At 71.1% G+C, this 16756-nt stretch carries 15 protein-coding genes; 7 read left to right on the plus strand and 8 right to left on the minus strand.

Annotated features, from left to right (window positions below; translation table 11 throughout):
• Positions 1 to 4: 4 nt before the first annotated feature.
• Positions 5 to 1357 carry a phosphomannomutase/phosphoglucomutase gene (locus tag ALI22I_RS35215; RefSeq protein ID WP_077010161.1) on the minus strand — a complete coding sequence of 451 codons (1353 nt, stop codon included), beginning with the start codon at positions 1355 to 1357 and terminating at the stop codon, positions 5 to 7.
• A 78-nt stretch (positions 1358 to 1435) separates the two neighbouring features.
• Positions 1436 to 1795, minus strand: coding sequence for a DUF3499 domain-containing protein (locus tag ALI22I_RS35220; RefSeq protein ID WP_077009851.1), 360 nt, complete (start codon positions 1793 to 1795; stop codon positions 1436 to 1438).
• A 165-nt stretch (positions 1796 to 1960) separates the two neighbouring features.
• On the opposite strand from ALI22I_RS35220, the gene ALI22I_RS35225 reads away from it, so the two are divergent.
• The gene (locus tag ALI22I_RS35225; protein WP_077010163.1) at positions 1961 to 2407 is read left to right on the plus strand and encodes a metallopeptidase family protein; all 447 of its coding nucleotides are present in this window, start codon (positions 1961 to 1963) and stop codon (positions 2405 to 2407) included.
• A gap of 132 nt (positions 2408 to 2539) precedes the next feature.
• Here ALI22I_RS35225 and ALI22I_RS35230 read toward each other — a convergent pair whose 3' ends face one another.
• Both ALI22I_RS35230 and ALI22I_RS35235 read right to left on the minus strand, forming a co-directional pair.
• On the minus strand, positions 2540 to 5812 hold the full coding sequence (locus tag ALI22I_RS35230; protein ID WP_077009852.1) for a glycosyltransferase: 3273 nt from the start codon (positions 5810 to 5812) through the stop codon (positions 2540 to 2542).
• 110 nt (positions 5813 to 5922) lie between these two features.
• Positions 5923 to 6228, minus strand: coding sequence for a WhiB family transcriptional regulator (locus tag ALI22I_RS35235; protein WP_053723270.1), 306 nt, complete (start codon positions 6226 to 6228; stop codon positions 5923 to 5925).
• A 257-nt stretch (positions 6229 to 6485) separates the two neighbouring features.
• Here ALI22I_RS35235 and ALI22I_RS35240 point away from each other — a divergent pair, with 257 nt between their 5' ends.
• From ALI22I_RS35240 to ALI22I_RS35255, 4 genes are read left to right on the plus strand one after another with little or no spacing between them, the layout of a single operon-like run.
• Positions 6486 to 7253 (plus strand): site-2 protease family protein, encoded by a 768-nt coding sequence (locus ALI22I_RS35240; protein ID WP_077009853.1) that lies wholly within the window; start codon positions 6486 to 6488, stop codon positions 7251 to 7253.
• 24 nt (positions 7254 to 7277) lie between these two features.
• On the plus strand, positions 7278 to 8243 hold the full coding sequence (gene cofD / locus ALI22I_RS35245; protein ID WP_077009854.1) for a 2-phospho-L-lactate transferase: 966 nt from the start codon (positions 7278 to 7280) through the stop codon (positions 8241 to 8243).
• On the plus strand, positions 8236 to 9570 hold the full coding sequence (locus tag ALI22I_RS35250; RefSeq protein ID WP_077009855.1) for a coenzyme F420-0:L-glutamate ligase: 1335 nt from the start codon (positions 8236 to 8238) through the stop codon (positions 9568 to 9570). Before cofD ends, ALI22I_RS35250 begins: the two co-directional genes overlap by 8 nt.
• On the plus strand, positions 9567 to 10106 hold the full coding sequence (locus ALI22I_RS35255; protein WP_077009856.1) for an NUDIX hydrolase: 540 nt from the start codon (positions 9567 to 9569) through the stop codon (positions 10104 to 10106). Before ALI22I_RS35250 ends, ALI22I_RS35255 begins: the two co-directional genes overlap by 4 nt.
• A 200-nt stretch (positions 10107 to 10306) precedes the next feature.
• Here ALI22I_RS35255 and ALI22I_RS35260 read toward each other — a convergent pair whose 3' ends face one another.
• Positions 10307 to 10687 carry a hypothetical protein gene (locus ALI22I_RS35260; protein WP_077009857.1) on the minus strand — a complete coding sequence of 127 codons (381 nt, stop codon included), beginning with the start codon at positions 10685 to 10687 and terminating at the stop codon, positions 10307 to 10309.
• 156 nt (positions 10688 to 10843) lie between these two features.
• Here ALI22I_RS35260 and ALI22I_RS35265 point away from each other — a divergent pair, with 156 nt between their 5' ends.
• Positions 10844 to 11920 carry a sugar phosphate nucleotidyltransferase gene (locus ALI22I_RS35265; protein ID WP_077009858.1) on the plus strand — a complete coding sequence of 359 codons (1077 nt, stop codon included), beginning with the start codon at positions 10844 to 10846 and terminating at the stop codon, positions 11918 to 11920.
• 29 nt (positions 11921 to 11949) lie between these two features.
• Positions 11950 to 12834, plus strand: a complete 885-nt coding sequence (locus tag ALI22I_RS35270; RefSeq protein ID WP_077009859.1) for a DNA-3-methyladenine glycosylase family protein — start codon at positions 11950 to 11952, stop codon at positions 12832 to 12834.
• Here ALI22I_RS35270 and ALI22I_RS35275 read toward each other — a convergent pair.
• The 3 genes from ALI22I_RS35275 to ALI22I_RS35285 all read right to left on the minus strand — a co-directional run bounded on the left by ALI22I_RS35275 (position 12779) and on the right by ALI22I_RS35285 (position 16675).
• Complete coding sequence (locus ALI22I_RS35275) at positions 12779 to 15313, minus strand: NACHT domain-containing protein (RefSeq protein ID WP_077009860.1); 2535 nt, start codon at positions 15311 to 15313, stop codon at positions 12779 to 12781. The two genes, ALI22I_RS35270 and ALI22I_RS35275, sit on opposite strands and share 56 nt — an antisense overlap.
• 74 nt (positions 15314 to 15387) lie before the next feature.
• Entirely contained in the window at positions 15388 to 16281 is an 894-nt protein-coding gene (locus ALI22I_RS35280; RefSeq protein WP_077009861.1) for a glycosyltransferase family 2 protein, read from the minus strand.
• Positions 16250 to 16675, minus strand: coding sequence for a DUF4396 domain-containing protein (locus ALI22I_RS35285; RefSeq protein WP_077010164.1), 426 nt, complete (start codon positions 16673 to 16675; stop codon positions 16250 to 16252). Before ALI22I_RS35285 ends, ALI22I_RS35280 begins: the two co-directional genes overlap by 32 nt.
• Positions 16676 to 16756: the final 81 nt, after the last annotated feature.

The following is a 16756-nucleotide window of genomic DNA, read 5'->3' on the forward strand; positions in this document are numbered from 1 at the left end:
GCGCTCATCCCCTCACGATCGCCAGGACCTCGTCGCGCAGAGCCGCGACCGAGGCCGCGTCGGCGGCTTCGACGTTGAGCCGCAGCAGCGGCTCGGTGTTGGACGCACGGAGGTTGAACCAGGAGCCGTCCGGCAGGTTCACCGTGAGGCCGTCGAGCTCGTCGAGCACGACGCCCTCGCGCCCGCCGAACTCGGCCTTGATCGCGGCCAGCCTGCCCAGCTGGTCCTCCACCGTGGAGTTGATCTCACCGGAAGCGGCGTAGCGCGAGTAGTCGCTGGTCAACGCGGACAGCGTGCCGTCCTGCTCGCCGAGCGCGGCCAGCACGTGCAGCGCGGCCAGCATGCCGGTGTCAGCACGCCAGAAGTCGCGGAAGTAGTAGTGGGCGGAGTGCTCGCCGCCGAAGATGGCGCCGGTCTTGGCCATCTCCTCCTTGATGAAGGAGTGGCCGACGCGGGTGCGCACCGGGACGCCGCCGTGCTCGCGGACGATCTCCGGCACGCCGTGCGAGGTGATCAGGTTGTGGATGATCGTGCCGCCCGGGTCCTTGGCCAGCTCGCGCACCGCGACCAGGGCGGTGATCGCGGACGGGGACACCGGCTCGCCGCGCTCGTCCACCACGAAGCAGCGGTCCGCGTCGCCGTCGAACGCCACACCCGCGTCCGCGTTCTCCGCGCGGACCCTGGCCTGGAGGTCGACGATGTTCTTCGGGTCCAGCGGGTTGGCCTCGTGGTTCGGGAAGTTGCCGTCCAGCTCGAAGTACATCGGGACGACGTCGATCGGCAGGCCTTCGAAGACCTTCGGCACGGTGTAGCCACCCATGCCGTTGCCCGCGTCCACCACGACCTTCAACGGCCGACTGGTGCTCAGGTCGACCAGTTCACGCAGGTAGGCGGCGTAGTCGGTGAGCATGTCCTGCTCGGTGACGGCGCCCTTCGTGACGCCCTCGGCGTCCGGGACGCCCTGCTCGGCGTCGGCGCGGATCTGCGCCAGGCCGCTGTCCTGGCCGACCGGGGCGGCGCCCGCGCGGCACAGCTTGATGCCGTTGTACTTGGCGGGGTTGTGGCTCGCGGTGAACATCGCGCCGGGCAGGTCCAGCTTGCCGGAGGCGAAGTACAGCATGTCGGTGCTGGCCAGGCCGATGCTGACCACGTCGACACCCTGCGCGGTGACGCCCTCGGCGAACGCCGCGGCCAGGCCCGGCGACGAATCGCGCATGTCGTGGCCGATCACCACGGCGGGGCCGCCGACCAGGCGCGCGAACGCCGCGCCGAAGTCCCGTACGACGTCCGCGTCGAGCTGTTCCCCGACGACACCGCGGATGTCGTAAGCCTTGACGATGCCGGACAGATCGCGCACGGCCACACTCCCAAGTTGGCTCTTGACACTGCCTTGGGAAGCCTACCGGCGCGCGCGTGAGCGTCGTGTCCGGTCCGTTCAGTCTTCGTTAGGGTCGGGCAGAACTCGCAGGTGGCCGCGTCGGATCGTGCCTGCGGGCATCTCGGGGACCTCGATCGGCGGAGTGGCCCGGCCGGCCTCGCGGACCGCCTCGGCCAACGCGGTCAGGTCGTCCACGGTCGGCTCGGGTGCCCGGAACTCGCCCTGGTGCCGGACGACCTCCCAGCCGCGCGGCGCGGTGAGGCGCAACGCGTGCTCTTCGCAGAGGTCGTAGGAGTGCGGTTCGGAGTAGGTCGCGAGGGGTCCGACCACCGCTGTCGAGTCCGCATAGGCGTACGTGAGCGTGGCGACTGCCGGGTTCGCGCACCCGGTTCGCGAGCACCGTCTCACGCTCCGCACGGCGGGGACGATATCGCGTCCCGCGCGGCGTGTGTTGGATTACCTCCGGCGCGGCGTTGGAGGTGGCGTCGTACTTCGGCAAGTTGCCTGGTCGCACCGGCACCTCACGGGGGTCGGGCGGCGTACGGAGCCCGACGGCGGACAACTACGCTCTACCCCGTGGTGATGGCTCGGGGTTCACGGCGGCAGGGCGCTCCGCGGCGGCGCAACCGCGACCGGCACGGTCGAGGGCTGCGCGGACCGCTGTACCCGGCCACCCTGCCCGCGGCCCGCAGCCGTGCGGAGCGGTTCGACGCGCTGGTACTGGAGGCGTTGGAGCCGATCGAGGCCCGGTGGCGGACCGAGCTGACGCAGCTGGACGTCGCGGTGGACGACGTGCCGGACATCCAGCCGCCCGACGAGGACGGTGACGTGGTCGAGGACGGCAACGTCCCCTTGGCGCGCCTCGTGCCCGCCGGCGCGGACCGCCGTGCCCGGATCGTCCTGTACCGGCGGCCCCTCGAAGCCCGCGCCAAGGACGGCGCCGACCTCTCCGACCTGGTGCACGACGTGCTGGTGGAGCAAATCGCCAACTACCTGGGCCTGGACCCCGACGTCATCGACGGCGAATAGCCCCTCCGCCCGTCCCGAACGTTCAATTCACCCGTTCTGAACGTTCAACTCACCCGTTCCGAACGTTGGACACGCGCGTTCCGAACGTAGGACACGCGCGTTCTGAACCGCTGAGTTCTACGTTGGGGAGGGTTAGGGGCGGCGGCGGGAGGGGATGGCGGTCAGGAAGGTGAAGAGGGCGGCGGCGGCTTGGAGGACGAGGAGGAATTCGCGGAGGGCGGAGGAGGCTTCTACGCGGACCTCTGAGGCTGTGGTGGGCACTGTCACGCCGACCAGGTGGCCCCAAGCGCGGACGATGGTCACCTCGCGGCCGTCTATCCACGCCCGCCAGGTTGGTTCCTCTTCGGCGGCCAGGACCAGGAGGCGTCCTTCGGGGCCTTCGGAGACGCGGACGCCTACCTCGGGTGGTGCGGCTTCGACAGGGGCGATGCCGGGTGCGCCGAGCTCCACAGGCGGGTTGCCGCCGGTCCGGGCGCGCCGGGCCTGCTCCGGGGACAGCAGCACGGCGTTCCCGGCCGCCAACTGCACCCGCAGCACCGGCCGGCCGTCGGACATCGCCGGCGTCACGCCGACCAGGTCACCGACGGCGTCCCGTAGCCGCTGAGACGTCGGCAGGTCCGGCACCACGACGAACGCCACGCCGGAAGCCGCCGCCTGCGCCAACGCGACCCGCGCGGCCTGGGCAGAACCGCTGGTCAGGTCACGGGACCACCGCTCCAACCGCGTCGTCGCCGTCGGCACGGGCACGTAGTCGTCATCCCCGAACGCCGGCAGCCGCCCGGCCACCAGCCGCGTCGGCGTGCCCAGCACCAGCACCGACCGCCCGGTCCGCGGCAGCTCCTGCGCCAACGTCGACGGCAACCGCACCGCGTCCGCCGTCAACGCCCCCGACCGCAGCCCGATGAACCCGGCACCGGCCAGCCCGACCACCGACAGCACCCCGACCACCGACACCACCCGCTGGAACGGCACCGGAGCCACATCACGCCGGAACGCCGACAGCACCACCCACAGCAGTCCCCACCCGACCACCACCAACGGCCCACCGGTCCACCCCGGCGACGAGTCCCCACCGGCCAGCGGCGTCACCGACACGGTCCGCAGCACGATCACCGCGAACCCGCCCAGCACCACCACCCCGAGCCCGGCCAGCATCGACCGGCACGGCCGCAGCACCAGAGCCAGCAGCGCGAACCCGACCACCAGGAACCCGACGAACGGCAACGCCCCCGTCCCACCGGGCCGCAACGACAGCAGATCCACCAACCCCACCGCGGGCGACGCCACGAACGCGCCCACCCCGTGCAGCACGACGGACGGGTTCTGCAACACCACCGCCGGCCACGGCAGCAGCAGCGCCATCGGCAGCAGCACGATCATGAACAGCGACGCCACCCGCCGCCGCCCGTCACCGTGCCGCCCCGGCACCACCACGAACCCGACCAGCGCCGCCAACGCCGCCAGCCCGTGCACGAACGGCGAGAACGCGCCCACCACCGCCATCGCCAACGCCGTCCCCGACGCCACCGGCAGCCACGACGCACCCGCCACGCCCCGCAGCACGGACACCACCCCGGCGAACACCACCGGCACCATCACGTGCACCACGACGACGTCCAGCCGCCCCTGGCTCACCGCCGACGTCGCCGCCGGCAGCAACGCGTACGCCGCCGCCACAAGAGCACGAACGGGCCGCCGCACCGGCACCCGCCGGGTCGCCACGTAAGCGAACAACCCGGCCAACGGCGCGTCACCGATGAACAGCAACGCCACCAGCGCGGCAGGCGATCCGAGCAGCACACCGACCGTCCCCAGCACGGCCAACGCCGCCGGCGCGGGCGCCGTCGTCCCGCCCGCGACCGGGTGCCAGGTAGCCAGGTACGACGACCAAGTAGCCGCCAAATCGCCCACCGGCAGCAGCCGACCACCCGCCAGATCGAGCCCGATCCGCGAGGCGTTGGCCAGAATCCCGAACACGGCCAGCCCGAGGACCAGCAGCAACGGCGGTCCGAGCACCACCGATCGCAGCATCCGGGCCCGGTCCACCTCCACGAACACGATCCCCGGCGCGGTCGAGCCGCGCGGCACCGGCGAAGGACGCGGCCGGGGCGAGGGCCGCAGCGCGGACGGCAACGCCTCCACCGGCACGGCCACCGAGGGCTGTCGCAAACCTCCCGTGGCCCGCACGGGTCGACGTCGGGACAGCACACCGGCGGGCAGTGCCGCCGGACCGACCACCCGACGCTCCACTTCGGACGGAAGCGACCACGCGCCGGGCCGCACGTCGTCCTCGGGCAGCCGCCCCAACGCCAGGTCGGCCTCGACGCGTCGCCGGATCAGGGCCGCCGACGCACCCCGGATCGCGTTGCGGAACCGGGTGATCCGGCTGGTGAACAGGCCGCGCACGACCCCGTGCACCGGCCGCTCGGCACGTCCGGCCCGCAACCGCGCCCGCCCGCTCAGCAGGTACCGCAGCGCGCCCATCTCGGCGTGCGCGTCGGAAAACCGCCGCAGCAACAAGAACCCGAAAGAACGCAAGAAAGCGAGCACCGCGATTCGCGGCAGCCCGAGGACGAACGAGATCGTCCCGCAGTTGACCAGGAACGTCCGCAGCCCGTGCGCCCGGTCCACACCCCGCGGCGCGGGCCCCGGTCGTGCCGCCACCGCGTCCAATCGCCGCACACCGCGCCCGATCGCGCGGGCGTGCCGCATCCGGGCCACCGGAACGGACAGCACGAGGTGGCCGGCGAGGTTGGCGCGCCAGCCGAAATCGATGTCGTCGCGCAGCAACGGCATCGTCCGGTCGTAGCCGCCGAGCGCGTCCCACACCGAGCGGCGGATCAACGACCCGGCCGACGACACCGCCAGCGCCTCGGTGCTCTGCTCGAACGACCCGGCCAACTCGACCCGGCCCATACCGGTCTGCCGGTGGCCGGACGCGTCGGTGGACAGCCCGGCCTCCACCACCAGCCGCGGGTCGGTCCAGTCCAGACTCAACGGTCCCAGCACGGCCGCCGACGGCGACACGTCGGCCGCGGTCAGCAGAGCGGACAGGCAGTCCGGTTCCGGCGCGCAGTCGTCGTGCAACAACCACAGCCACGCGCCCGGATCGCCCCACCGCTGCACGGCGTGCTCGACGGCGGCGTGCACCGCCGCGCCGAACCCCGTGCCGCGCGGCAGGGTGAGCACACCGTCGATCACCCGATCGGGACCCTCGGCGGCCTCCGCGAGCAACTTCGCCGTGCCGTCCACCGAACCCGTGTCGACCGCGATCACGTGCCGCGGGCGCGGCTGTTGACGGCGCAGCGAGGACAGCGCCGTGCCCAGCCACCGGTCGCCGTCGTGGCACACCAGCACCGCCAACACGGGCGCGGTGCGCAGCCGCGGAGTGGCCCCGCTCGTCAAGTGCCGCTCCTCGTTGCTCCGACTACCCCGTGGGAGTACCACGGTAAGCCGGCGCGACTACCTCAAGCGATCACACTTCGCGGACGATCACCCGCAGATCACACCGCCCCTCACACCGCGCGCTTCTTGAGCTTCCTCCGCTCGCGTTCGGACAGCCCGCCCCAAATGCCGAAGCGCTCGTCGTGCTGCAAGGCGTACTCCAGGCATTCGGAGCGCACCTCGCAACCGAGGCAGATCCGCTTGGCCTCCCTGGTCGAGCCGCCCTTCTCCGGGAAGAACGCCTCGGGGTCGGTCTGCGCGCACAGGGCGCGCTCCTGCCAGTCCTGCTCATCGGCCGCGTCGAACAGGTCGAGTACGACCGGCTCCGGTGCCGGGACGTCCCCGTCCACGATGCGACCCCCGTCGAATTCCTGCATAGTCCGCCTCCTCGCCTTCCGCTCTCCCCGGTTGGCGGACACCACTCGTCGTCCCCACAACGATGAATGACACCGATGTGATTACACCTGTGTCACAACACGCGGTCAAGCGGAGTCCACAGGACGGGGGATATTCGCGCGGATGGCCGGAAAAGCCTTGACTAGCAGCACAGACGGTGATTGGGGCCTCGCGCCCAGCGATTATCGCTGCGCGGACGGCCTACGGGCCACTGGATCCGGGAGGCCACACTGGTGGGGTGAAGCGATCAGCGGTGCGTCCGAGTCCACTGTTCCTCAGCCTGCTCGCGGTGACGGTGGCAGGCGCCGTGCTGACCCTGTTCGACGACGACTCCAGTCCCGGCAGCGGCCCCGCGGTGACGGCCGGCACGGTGCTGTTCGTGCTGGGCGGCTGGGCGGTTTCGCTGTGCCTGCACGAGTTCGGCCACGCCATCGTGGCCTACCGCGGCGGCGACTACGCGGTGAAGGCGAAGGGTTATCTGACCCTCGACATCCGCCGGTACACCGACCCGGTGTTCAGCATCGTGCTGCCGTTGGTGCTGTTGGCGTTCGGCGGTATCCCGTTGCCCGGCGGCGCGGTGTGGATCAACCACCACGCGTTGCGCAACAAGCGGGTGGAGTCGATGGTGTCGCTGGCCGGACCGCTGAGCAACCTGGTCCTGGGTGTGTTGTTGGCGATGTCGGTGATTCTGTTCACGCCGCCGGCAGGTTTGGCCGCCGCGTTGTCGTATTTGGCGCTGCTCCAGATCCTGGCCTTCGTGCTGAACATCCTGCCGATCCCCGGCCTCGACGGGTGGGGCGCGATCGAGCCGTACATGTCGTACTCGGCGCAGCAGTTCGGCGCCAAGGCGCGGATGTGGGCGCCGTTCGTGCTCTTCGCGGTGCTGATCGGGTTCCCGACCATCGGTCGGATGTTCTTCGACGCCGCGTACTGGGTGTTCGAGCTGATCGGCGGCAACCGGTTCGACGCCGCGGACGGCGCGAGGACCTTCCGGTTCTGGCAGTGACGCCAGGTGGGAGGATGGCAACCCGTGAAGGTCGTCGTACTGGTTGGCGGGGTTGGCGGGGCGCGGTTCCTGGTCGGGCTGAAGAGCCTGCTGGCCGCGCCGGAGCACGAGATCACCGCCGTGGTGAACACGGGTGACGACGTGTGGATGCACGGGTTGCGGATCTGTCCCGACCTGGACACCTGCATGTACACCCTCGGGGGCGGGATCGACGCGGAGCGCGGCTGGGGCCGTGCGGGCGAGACGTGGGCGGTCAAGGAGGAGCTGGCCGCCTACGGCGCGGACCCGGCGTGGTTCGGGCTCGGCGACCGGGACATCGCCACGCACCTGGTGCGGACCCGGATGCTGCGCGCGGGGTACCCGCTGTCGGCCGTGACGGAGGCGCTGTGCCACCGCTGGGAGCCCGGCGTGCGGCTGCTGCCGATGTCGGACGACCGGGTCGAGACGCACGTCGTCGTGACGACCGAGGAGGGCGAGCGGGCGATCCACTTCCAGGAGTGGTGGGTCAAGCACCGCGCCCAACTGCCCGCGCGGTCGTTCGCGTCGGTCGGGGTGGAGACGGCGACGGCCGGGCCGGGTGTGCTGGACGCGGTGCGCGACGCGGACGCGGTGTTGATCGCGCCGTCGAACCCTGTGGTTAGCGTTAACACGATCCTGGGCGTGCCGGGGGTGAAGGACGCGCTGCGCAAGACCGAGGCGGGCGTGGTGGGGCTGTCGCCGATCATCGGCGGGAAGCCGCTGCGCGGGATGGCGGACGCGTGCCTGTCGGCGATCGGCGTGGAGACCTCCGCCGAGGCCGTGGGCCGGTACTACGGTTCGCGCAAGACGACGGATCGTGGAGTGCTGGACGGCTGGCTGGTGCACACCGGCGACCGGTGCGACGTGCCGGGCGTGGCGGTGCGCGCGGTGCCGCTGCTGATGTCCGATGTGGACGCGACGGCGGCGATGGCGCGGGCGGCGCTGGAGTTGGCCGGGGTGGAACTTGACTGATCACGCCTCCTCCTCGGGGATCACGCTGCTGCCGGTGACCGGGCTGCCGGAGTTCCGGCCCGGTGACGACCTGGCTTCGGCGCTGGCGTCGGCCGCGCCGTGGTTGCGCGACGGTGACGTGGTCGTGGTGACGTCCAAGATCGTGTCCAAAGTGGAAGGACGGCTGGTCGCCGTGCCCGCCGATCCGGAGGCGCGTGACGCCGTGCGGCGGGAGTGGGTCGAGGCCGAGTCGGTGCGCGTGCTGGCTCGGCGCGGCCGGACGTTGATCACCGAGAACAAGCTGGGGATCGTGCAGGCGGCGTCCGGAGTGGACGCGTCGAACGTGGCCGGTGACGAGATCGCGTTGCTGCCGGTCGACCCGGACGGGTCGGCGGCGGCGTTGCGGGCGGCGTTGGCGGCGCGGCTGGGTGTGTCGGTCGCGGTCGTGGTGACCGACACCATGGGTCGGGCGTGGCGGGTCGGTCAGACGGACGCCGCGATCGGGTCGTCCGGGTTGGCCGTGCTGCACCGGTACGCCGGGTCGCTGGACCGGCACGGCAACTCGCTGGTGGTGACCGAAGTCGCGGTGGCCGACGAGATCGCCGCGGCGGCCGACCTGGTGAAGGGCAAGCTGGGCGCGGTGCCGGTGGCCGTGGTGCGCGGGCTGCCGGTGGCCGACGACGGTTCGACGGCCCGTGACCTGGCCCGGCCGGTCGAGGAGGACCTGTTCCGGTTGGGCACGGCCGAGGCGGTGGCGCAGGGGCGTGCGGAGGCGGTGCTGATGCGCCGTTCGGTGCGGTCGTTCACGTCGTCGCCGGTGTCGGTGGATGTGATCCGGCGTGCCGTGGCCGCCGCGTTGACCGCGCCCGCGCCGCACCACACGCGGCCGGTGCGGTTCGTCCGGTTGGCGGCCAAGCGGGACGTGCTGCTGGACGCCATGCGTGACCGGTGGCGGTCGGATCTGCGGGCCGACGGGTGGTCGGATGAGCGGATCGCCGCACGGGTCGCGCGTGGGGACTTCCTGCGGGACTCGCCGGAGATCGTCGTGCCGTTCCTGGTGCGGACCGGTGCGCACGCGTACCCGGACTCGCGGCGGGCGACGGCGGAGCTGACGATGTTCACGATCGCGGGCGGTGCGGCGGTGCAGGGGCTGTTGGTGGCGTTGGCCGCCGAGGGGCTGGGGTCGTGCTGGGTGTCGTCCACGATCTTCTGCGCGGACGTGGTGCGTGACGTGCTGGACCTGCCGGACGACTGGGAGCCGCTGGGTGCCGTGGCGATCGGGCACCCGGAGCAGGAACTGACGCCGCGTGCTTTGGGTGACTTGGACGAAGGGTTTCTGGAACGGTGAGCCTGCACGCCGACACCGTCTCGACCTTGGGCGCTTGGCGTCCCGCCGACCGGACGCAGGAGTCGCTGCGGCAGGCCTACCTGGGCTTCCTGGCAGCTCGCGAGGACGCTTGCCAACGTGCGTGCGAGCCCGGCCACATCACCGCCTCGGCCTTGGTCCTGAACGCCACCGCAGACCAAACGCTGCTGACCCTGCACCCCCGAGTCGGCCGCTGGCTCCAGTTGGGCGGCCACTGCGAGCCGTCGGACACCACGCTGGCCGCTGCCGCGCTGCGCGAGGCGACGGAGGAGTCCGGCATCCAGGGCCTGCGCATCGAGCCCGTGCCGATCCACCTGGACGTACACCCGATCACGTGCTCGCTCGGCAAGCCGACCCGCCACTACGACGTCCGCTTCCTCGTCCGCGCCCCCGTCAACGCCCGCCCACACCGCAGCGCCGAGTCCGTAGACCTCCAGTGGTGGCCCCTCGACAACATGCCCTCCAACGTCGACGACCTCCACCCCATGATCCAAGCCGCCCTAACCCACCTCCGCTAACCCGCGTGTCCAACCTCCAGAACGCGCGTGTCCAACACTCAGGCACCCCGAGTTGAACGCTCAGGTTCGTCCGCCGCGTTCTGAGCGTTCAACTCGGGTGTTCCGAACGTAGGACACGCCTGTTCCGAACGTTGGACACGCGCGACGTGAACGTTGGACACGCGCGTTCTGGAGGTTGGACACGCGCGGGGGTGGGGGGGTTAGCGGTCGCCGTTCAGGCGTTGGGATAGGCCTGGGGGGCGCTGGTCGGGGCCGCCGGAGAGGCGTTGCGACAGGGTGGGGCGCGAGGTGGGGACCTGTTGGACCGTGGGGACCGGGCCGGGGGCTACGCGGAGTTCCGGCTCGGGGTCGGGTACGGCAGGTGGGGGTGGCGGGGCTGGCTGACCTGCGGCGATGTGGGCGGCCAGGACCATGGTGGAGTCCGGGTCTTCGCGCGGGTCGACCGCGTTGACCATGGCGCGCGGGATCTGCTGGGTTGCCGAGGAGTCCATCGGCGACGTCATGTTGTCCGGCGTCACGACGTGGATGCCACGTGCACGAGCACGGGCCAGCGCCGCGTCGGCCCGAGCGCGAGGGTCCATCCGGATCTCTCCTGCGTGTGCCTTGGGCCGGCTGGGAGCGCCGGCGTGCCGATCGGTGCCGCTCGCCGACACGGGACCACTGCCCGTGCCGCCCGAGCGCTCATGCCAGAGTATTCGCAAACTACGGGTGGAAGTAAGCGGAGGAGGAAAAACGGCATGTCGGAGCTGCAAGGCGCCGAGGCAGTGGTTCTGGTCGGGGGCAAGGGAACCCGACTCCGACCACTGACCCTGTCCGCCCCCAAGCCCATGCTGCCGACCGCCGGGGTGCCGTTCCTCACCCACTTGCTGTCGCGGATTCGGGAAGCGGGCATCACCCACGTCGTGCTGGGCACGTCGTACAAGGCCGAGGTCTTCCAGGAGCACTTCGGTGACGGCGCGGAGCTCGGTCTGGAGCTGGAGTACGTGGTCGAGGAGGTGCCGCTGGACACGGCGGGCGCCATCCGCAACGTCGCCGACAAGCTGCGCGAACGCGACGTGATGGTGTTCAACGGTGACATCCTGTCGGGCGTGGACCTGCGCGCCCTGGTCGACACGCACCGCAAGGCCGAGGCCGACGTGACGCTGCACCTGGTCCGGGTGGACGACCCGCGCCGGTTCGGCTGCGTGCCGACGGACGCGGACGGTCGGGTCACGGCGTTCCTGGAGAAGACGGAGAACCCGCCGACGGACCAGATCAACGCGGGCTGCTACGTGTTCCGCCGCGAGGTGATCGAGGGCATTCCCGCTGGTAGGCCGGTTTCGGTGGAGCGGGAGACGTTCCCGGGGCTGTTGGCGGCCGGTGCGCGCGTGCAGGGTTACGTGGACGCGTCGTACTGGCTGGACCTCGGCACGCCGGCCGCGTTCGTTCAGGGTTCGGCGGACCTGGTGCGCGGTGTCGCGCCGACCGCCGCGCTGGCGCTCAAGGGTGACGCGGTGCTGCTCGAAGGCGCGAAGGTGGACGAGAGCGCGGTGGTGACGGGCGGCACGACGGTCGGCGCGGGCTGCACGGTCGCGGCCGGCGCGGTGGTGGACGGCTCGGTGCTGTTCGACGGCGCGGTCGTCGGTGAGGGTGCACGCATCGAGCGCAGTGTGCTCGGGGCGAACTCGCTGGTCCAGGCCGGTGCGGTGGTGTCGGACGCGGTGATCGGTGACGGCGCGGTGGTCGGCGCGCGGTGCGAGTTGATCAACGGGGCCCGGGTGTGGCCGGGTGTCGTGCTGCCCGAGGGCGGGGTGCGGTTCTCCGCCGATGTCTGAGTGTGATGTGTGCTGATGCGTGATGCGTGATGCCTAGGACGTGGTCGCCGCCGTTCCCGCTGGATCTCGGCGCGGTGCTGAGGTCGTTGCGGCGGGGACCGGGCGACGTGACGTTCCAGGTTGGGGACGGGGTGTGGTTGACCGCCAACACCCCGGCCGGGCCGGGCACCCTGCACGTCCGCCGCACCGATGTGGTGCAGGCGGACGCGTGGGGTGCCGGCGCGGAGTGGCTGCTCGACGGCCTGCCCGCGTTGCTGGGCGCCGGGGACGACGACTCGGCGTTCGAGTGCCACCACCCGTTGATCGCCGAGACGCGACGACGTCGGCCGGGCATCCGGCTGGGCGCGACGGGCCGGGTGTGGGACATGCTGCTGCCCGCGATCCTGGAGCAGAAGGTCACCGGCATCGAGGCCAACCGGTCATACCGGGAACTGTGCCGCCGATTCGGCACACCGGCGCCGGGGGTCAGCGAGATGTACGTCCCGCCGACGCCACGCGCGATCCTGGGCATCACGGACTGGGAGTGGCACCGCGCGGGCGTGGACGGCGGGCGCAGGCGTGCGCTGATCGCGGCCGCCCAGGTGGCGCACCGCCTGGAGGGCGCGTTCGCCCTGGGCGGCGAGGACGGCCGGAACCTGCTGCGAAAGGTGCCCGGCATCGGCGTCTGGACGGCGGCCGAGGTGGCACAGCGGGCCTGGGGTGACCCGGACGCCGTGAGCTTCGGCGACTACCACCTGTCCGGGATAGTCGGCTGGGCGCTCAAAGGCGGCCCGTTGGACGACGACGGCATGGCCGAGGTCCTGGCCCCCTACGCGCCCCAACGCCACCGCGCGGTCGTCTACGTCCTCGCGTCCGGCGTCAAGAAACCCCGCCGCGCTCCCCGCTTCTCACCCCGCGACTACCGCGCGATGTGAGGACTTCCGACGGACCGCCACGTCGGAGGTGCTCGATCCCCAGCATTTCGGTCAGGCTGTCCCACTCCCCCTCGGCGAGTTGTGACTGCCACAGCAGCGTCAGGGCTCGCCACGTCGTTCGTTCCGGTTTGTCGCGGTCGAGGTCCAACACGGCCAACCGCCCACGCACCACCACGGCGAGGACGACCAGGTTCGCCGTGTACGCCGCGATGCGACGGGCGGTCGGCAGGACCTGCGGCGCGTACTCCGGGTGTTCGGCGCCGGGCTGGTGGTGTTGAGCCGCACCCACCAAGTCGGTGAACTGCTCGTTCAGCTCTGTCCTGTCGGCCTCGGAAGTTCCGTCGAACAGTTCCCGCAGGAACGACACCACGGGCGTGCGGGCGGTCAGCGGCACGAACGACAACAACGGCTCCAGCCAGCCCGGACTGCTCACCGGACGGCTGTAGAGCGAAGACGTGGTCATCCGCGCCCTGGTGAGCACTTCCATCGACGCCCGGTGGACCAGCCGGGCGACGAGGTACTCACCGAACGTGGCGTGCAGGAACTCGTAGGTGCTGAGCACCCGGCCGTCGTAGGCGGCTTGGGCCGCGTGGACGAAGAAGAACTGGCCCACGACCAACTGGGCCGGACTGAGCCGGAACCGCCGGTCCTGGGCACCTCGTACCGCCATCGGCAGCAGGGCGTTCAGGTCGTGGTCCAACTCGGTCTCGTCGACCCACCGCGCTCCGCGGTTGAACATCGCGAAGGCGACCACCGAGAGCCTGATCAGGTTCTCTTCCACGGCCCGGTCGACTTGGTGGCCGAGCGGGCCGTGCAGGCGCTTGAGGACCTCGCGGCGGGCGAACTTGGTCAACAGCTGCTCGTACAAGCCGGCGTGGGCGAGTTCGGCGCCCTCCTGGTGCAAGGCGTTGCCGTCCGCGTTGTACAGCGCCAGCATGAACAACAGCAGCGGCTGGCCGGCGAGGTCGTCGAATCTCAGCGCCACCTCCGGATCCAACACCGCTCCGGGGTTGGCGGCGTTCCACACCTCCAGCCAGTGCCGCACCTGGTCGTGGCTGAACGGCTCCAGCTTCAGCACGATCGTCGAACTGGCGAACCGCGCACGGTGCGCCACGGCGGTGCGGCTGGTCACGACGACGATCACCCCTCGCCCCTGGTCCGACTCGCGGCGCTGGAACTCGCGGACCCGCGCCAGGTAGTCCGACCTGCTGGTGCCCGTGGCCTGGAGCAGTTCGTCGAAGCCGTCCAACAGGACGACCGGGACGGCCGACGCCGCCGCACGGGCCAGGTCGGGCCAGGCCAACCGCTCGCCCGTCGTGTGCATGATGGCGCCTTCGATCTGCTCCTCCAGGGTGGCGTCGGCCGGCGCGTCCCGCAGGACGACCCTGATCGGCAGGAAATCCTCCGCGGGCAGCTGCGCGGCCAGCATCTTCGTCAGCAGCGACTTGCCCGCGCCGGGCTGCCCCAGCACGACCAGGGGCGCCGAGGTCGCCTGCGAGGAGGTGAGGTAGCCGGCGAGGTAGTCGTCCAGGTCGACGCGGACCGGCTTCTCGGACCACCAGCTCTCCTGGCTGACGTCGTCGCCCTGACCGACTTCGATGACCTTGAAGCCCGGCGACACGTACGCCTGTTCCAACGTCGGCAGGACGAGCCCCGGCTGGACGTCGCCTTCCACGATCGGACGACCGAGGGCCGCGCGGTAGCCCCGGGCCAGGGCGGTGCGGCGGCTGTCGGGTGGTTGGGCGCCCACGACCTGCTGCAACAACTCCCGCATGTCTTCGAGGGCCGTTCGCTGCCTGCCGATCTCGGAGCGGATCGCTGCGGACTCGATGCCGCTCATCCACACCGAGAACTCCGGGAAGTCGGCCGCCAGCCGTCGATACAGCTCTTGGTAGTGGACCAGGGCGCGGCGCGGCACCTCGTCAGAGGCCGTCGTGCGGAAGCGATCGCGCTTGTCCTCGGTGAGGTCGTCCCACGCGGCGAAGCCGCTGAGGAAGCCGACGACGTCAGCGGCCATGCGGTCGTAGAACGACAAGAGGTCCACGACGATGGCGTCCGGTGGCCGTTCGGCACTTGGCACGGGAATCCTGGTGTCCAGCAGGACGTGGACGAGGTCCAACTCGCTGTTCCACACGGACGGACCCGCACCGGCGAGGGCGAGCTGCTCGCGCTTGCTGATCTCCAGTGTGAACGGAAGCCCCACGTCGTCGATCGCCTCGAAGAACGCGGTCACCACGATGATGCCGTGCGCGGCTTCGAGCAACCGGGTCCGGTCGACGCGGTGCAGGCCTGTCACCCGCGCACGCAGCGACGACACCAGCTGCTTGCCGAGTCGGACCACCTCGGACCGGGCGTCCAGCAGGTCGATCCCGCCCGTGGCCAGCACCGCCGCCGCCGAGGCGTGGTCCAGGAGCTTGACGAGACCGGTGTCGCCGCCGAGCAGCTTCACCGCGTCACCGTAGGAGAAGGAGACGCGCATCGGGACATTATCCGAATCGCGGCACCCCGGGGACGCCGGTACGCCCGCGATCACCAGAACGGCCCAACGAGGGGTTAGCGGGACATCAGCTTCAGCCGCAGGGAGAGGCCGGCGCGGATGGCCAGGAGGACCGGGGCCCAGAGCAGACCGCGGTGGCGGTCGGCGAGGTAGCGGTAGGCGCTGGAGTGGTGGGCGGCCAGCATGCGGCCGGACGTGCGTCGGGTGGAGTGGCCGCCGATGTGCACGACCTCCGCCTCCGGCACGTACACGTTCAGCCACCCGGCGCGACCGAGCCGGTCACCCAGGTCGACGTCCTCGAAGTACATGAAGTAGCGGGGGTCGAAGCCGTCGACCGAGTCGAACGCCTCGCGCCGCATCAGCAGGCACGACCCGGACAGCCACTCGGCGGTGCGCTCCTCCGGTGACGCCTGCGCCTGCCGGTAGTCCCGCGACCACGGGTTCGACGGCCAGACGTGCGCGAACAGCGCGTGCCCCAGCCCCCGCCCCAACGACGGCAGCAGCCGGGCCGACGGGTAGACGTTCCCGGACGGTTCCCGGATCAACGGCCCGAACGCCCCGCCCCGGGGCCACCGCTTGGCGGCCTCCAGCAGCGCGTCCAGGCTTCCCACGCCCCACGACAGGTCCGGGTTGGCCACCACGACCCACCCGACCGACGGCGGCAGCGACGCCACACCGCGGTTCGCGGCCGCCCCGTACCCGAGGTTCCCGCCGGTCGGCACGAACGTCACGTTCGCGTGCTCGGCGGCGGCGCGTTCCGGCACGCCGTCGGTGGACCCGTTGTCCGCCAGCACCACCGACACCGGCCGTGTGGTCGCCGAGGACAGCGTGGACAGGAAGTTGTCCAGGGTTTCACCGGGCGAGTAGGTGACGGTCACCACCGCCAACTCGTCTCCGTAACGCGTCACGCCGGTCACCTTAGTGGTGGTGCGCGTGATGCACGACGGCATGTCCCTTGCCGCGCGAGATCAACCACCGGTTCACCGGCACGGTCAGCACGAACGCGACCGCCAACGAGAACGCCAGCGCGCCCCAGAACAGCAGGCTGGACACACCCGCGTCCATCGCGCCCGGGACCACCAGCATGATCGCGTTGTCGACGACCTCCATCACCGCGATCGACACGGTGTCGGCCGCCAGCGCCACCTTCACCGCCGCACCGAAGCCGAGACCCGTCTTCAGCACTCCACGCAGGGTCAGCGCGTAGCCGAAGAAGAACGCCAAGGCCACGGCGAGCACCACGGTGCCCCAGTTCGGCAGACCGATGGCGGTCCCGATGACCATGCCCAGCACTTCACCGATGGCACAGCCGGTGAGGCAGTGCAGCGTCGCCGAGATTGCCATCGACCAGGTTGTCTTCATGCTCAGGACAATACCCCCAGGGGGTACCCAGAGCGCAAGGGGGGAAGACAGCGCCAGGAAGCA

This window comes from Saccharothrix sp. ALI-22-I, assembly GCF_001984175.1.
In the GTDB taxonomy this organism is placed as follows: Bacteria; Actinomycetota; Actinomycetes; order Mycobacteriales; family Pseudonocardiaceae; genus Actinosynnema.

What these genes read in the sequence shown, in the direction of transcription:
- ALI22I_RS35275 (WP_077009860.1), bottom strand. Translation starts at nt 15,313, where the DNA reads ATGCGCGTCTCCTTCTCCTACGGTGACGCGGTGAAGCTGCTCGGCGGC.
- ALI22I_RS35235 (WP_053723270.1), bottom strand. Translation starts at nt 6,228, where the DNA reads ATGCAGGAATTCGACGGGGGTCGCATCGTGGACGGGGACGTCCCGGCA.
- ALI22I_RS35265 (WP_077009858.1), top strand. Translation starts at nt 10,844, where the DNA reads ATGTCGGAGCTGCAAGGCGCCGAGGCAGTGGTTCTGGTCGGGGGCAAG.
- ALI22I_RS35280 (WP_077009861.1), bottom strand. Translation starts at nt 16,281, where the DNA reads ATGCCGTCGTGCATCACGCGCACCACCACTAAGGTGACCGGCGTGACG.
- ALI22I_RS35225 (WP_077010163.1), top strand. Translation starts at nt 1,961, where the DNA reads ATGGCTCGGGGTTCACGGCGGCAGGGCGCTCCGCGGCGGCGCAACCGC.
- ALI22I_RS35260 (WP_077009857.1), bottom strand. Translation starts at nt 10,687, where the DNA reads ATGGACCCTCGCGCTCGGGCCGACGCGGCGCTGGCCCGTGCTCGTGCA.
- ALI22I_RS35270 (WP_077009859.1), top strand. Translation starts at nt 11,950, where the DNA reads ATGCCTAGGACGTGGTCGCCGCCGTTCCCGCTGGATCTCGGCGCGGTG.
- ALI22I_RS35285 (WP_077010164.1), bottom strand. Translation starts at nt 16,675, where the DNA reads ATGGCAATCTCGGCGACGCTGCACTGCCTCACCGGCTGTGCCATCGGT.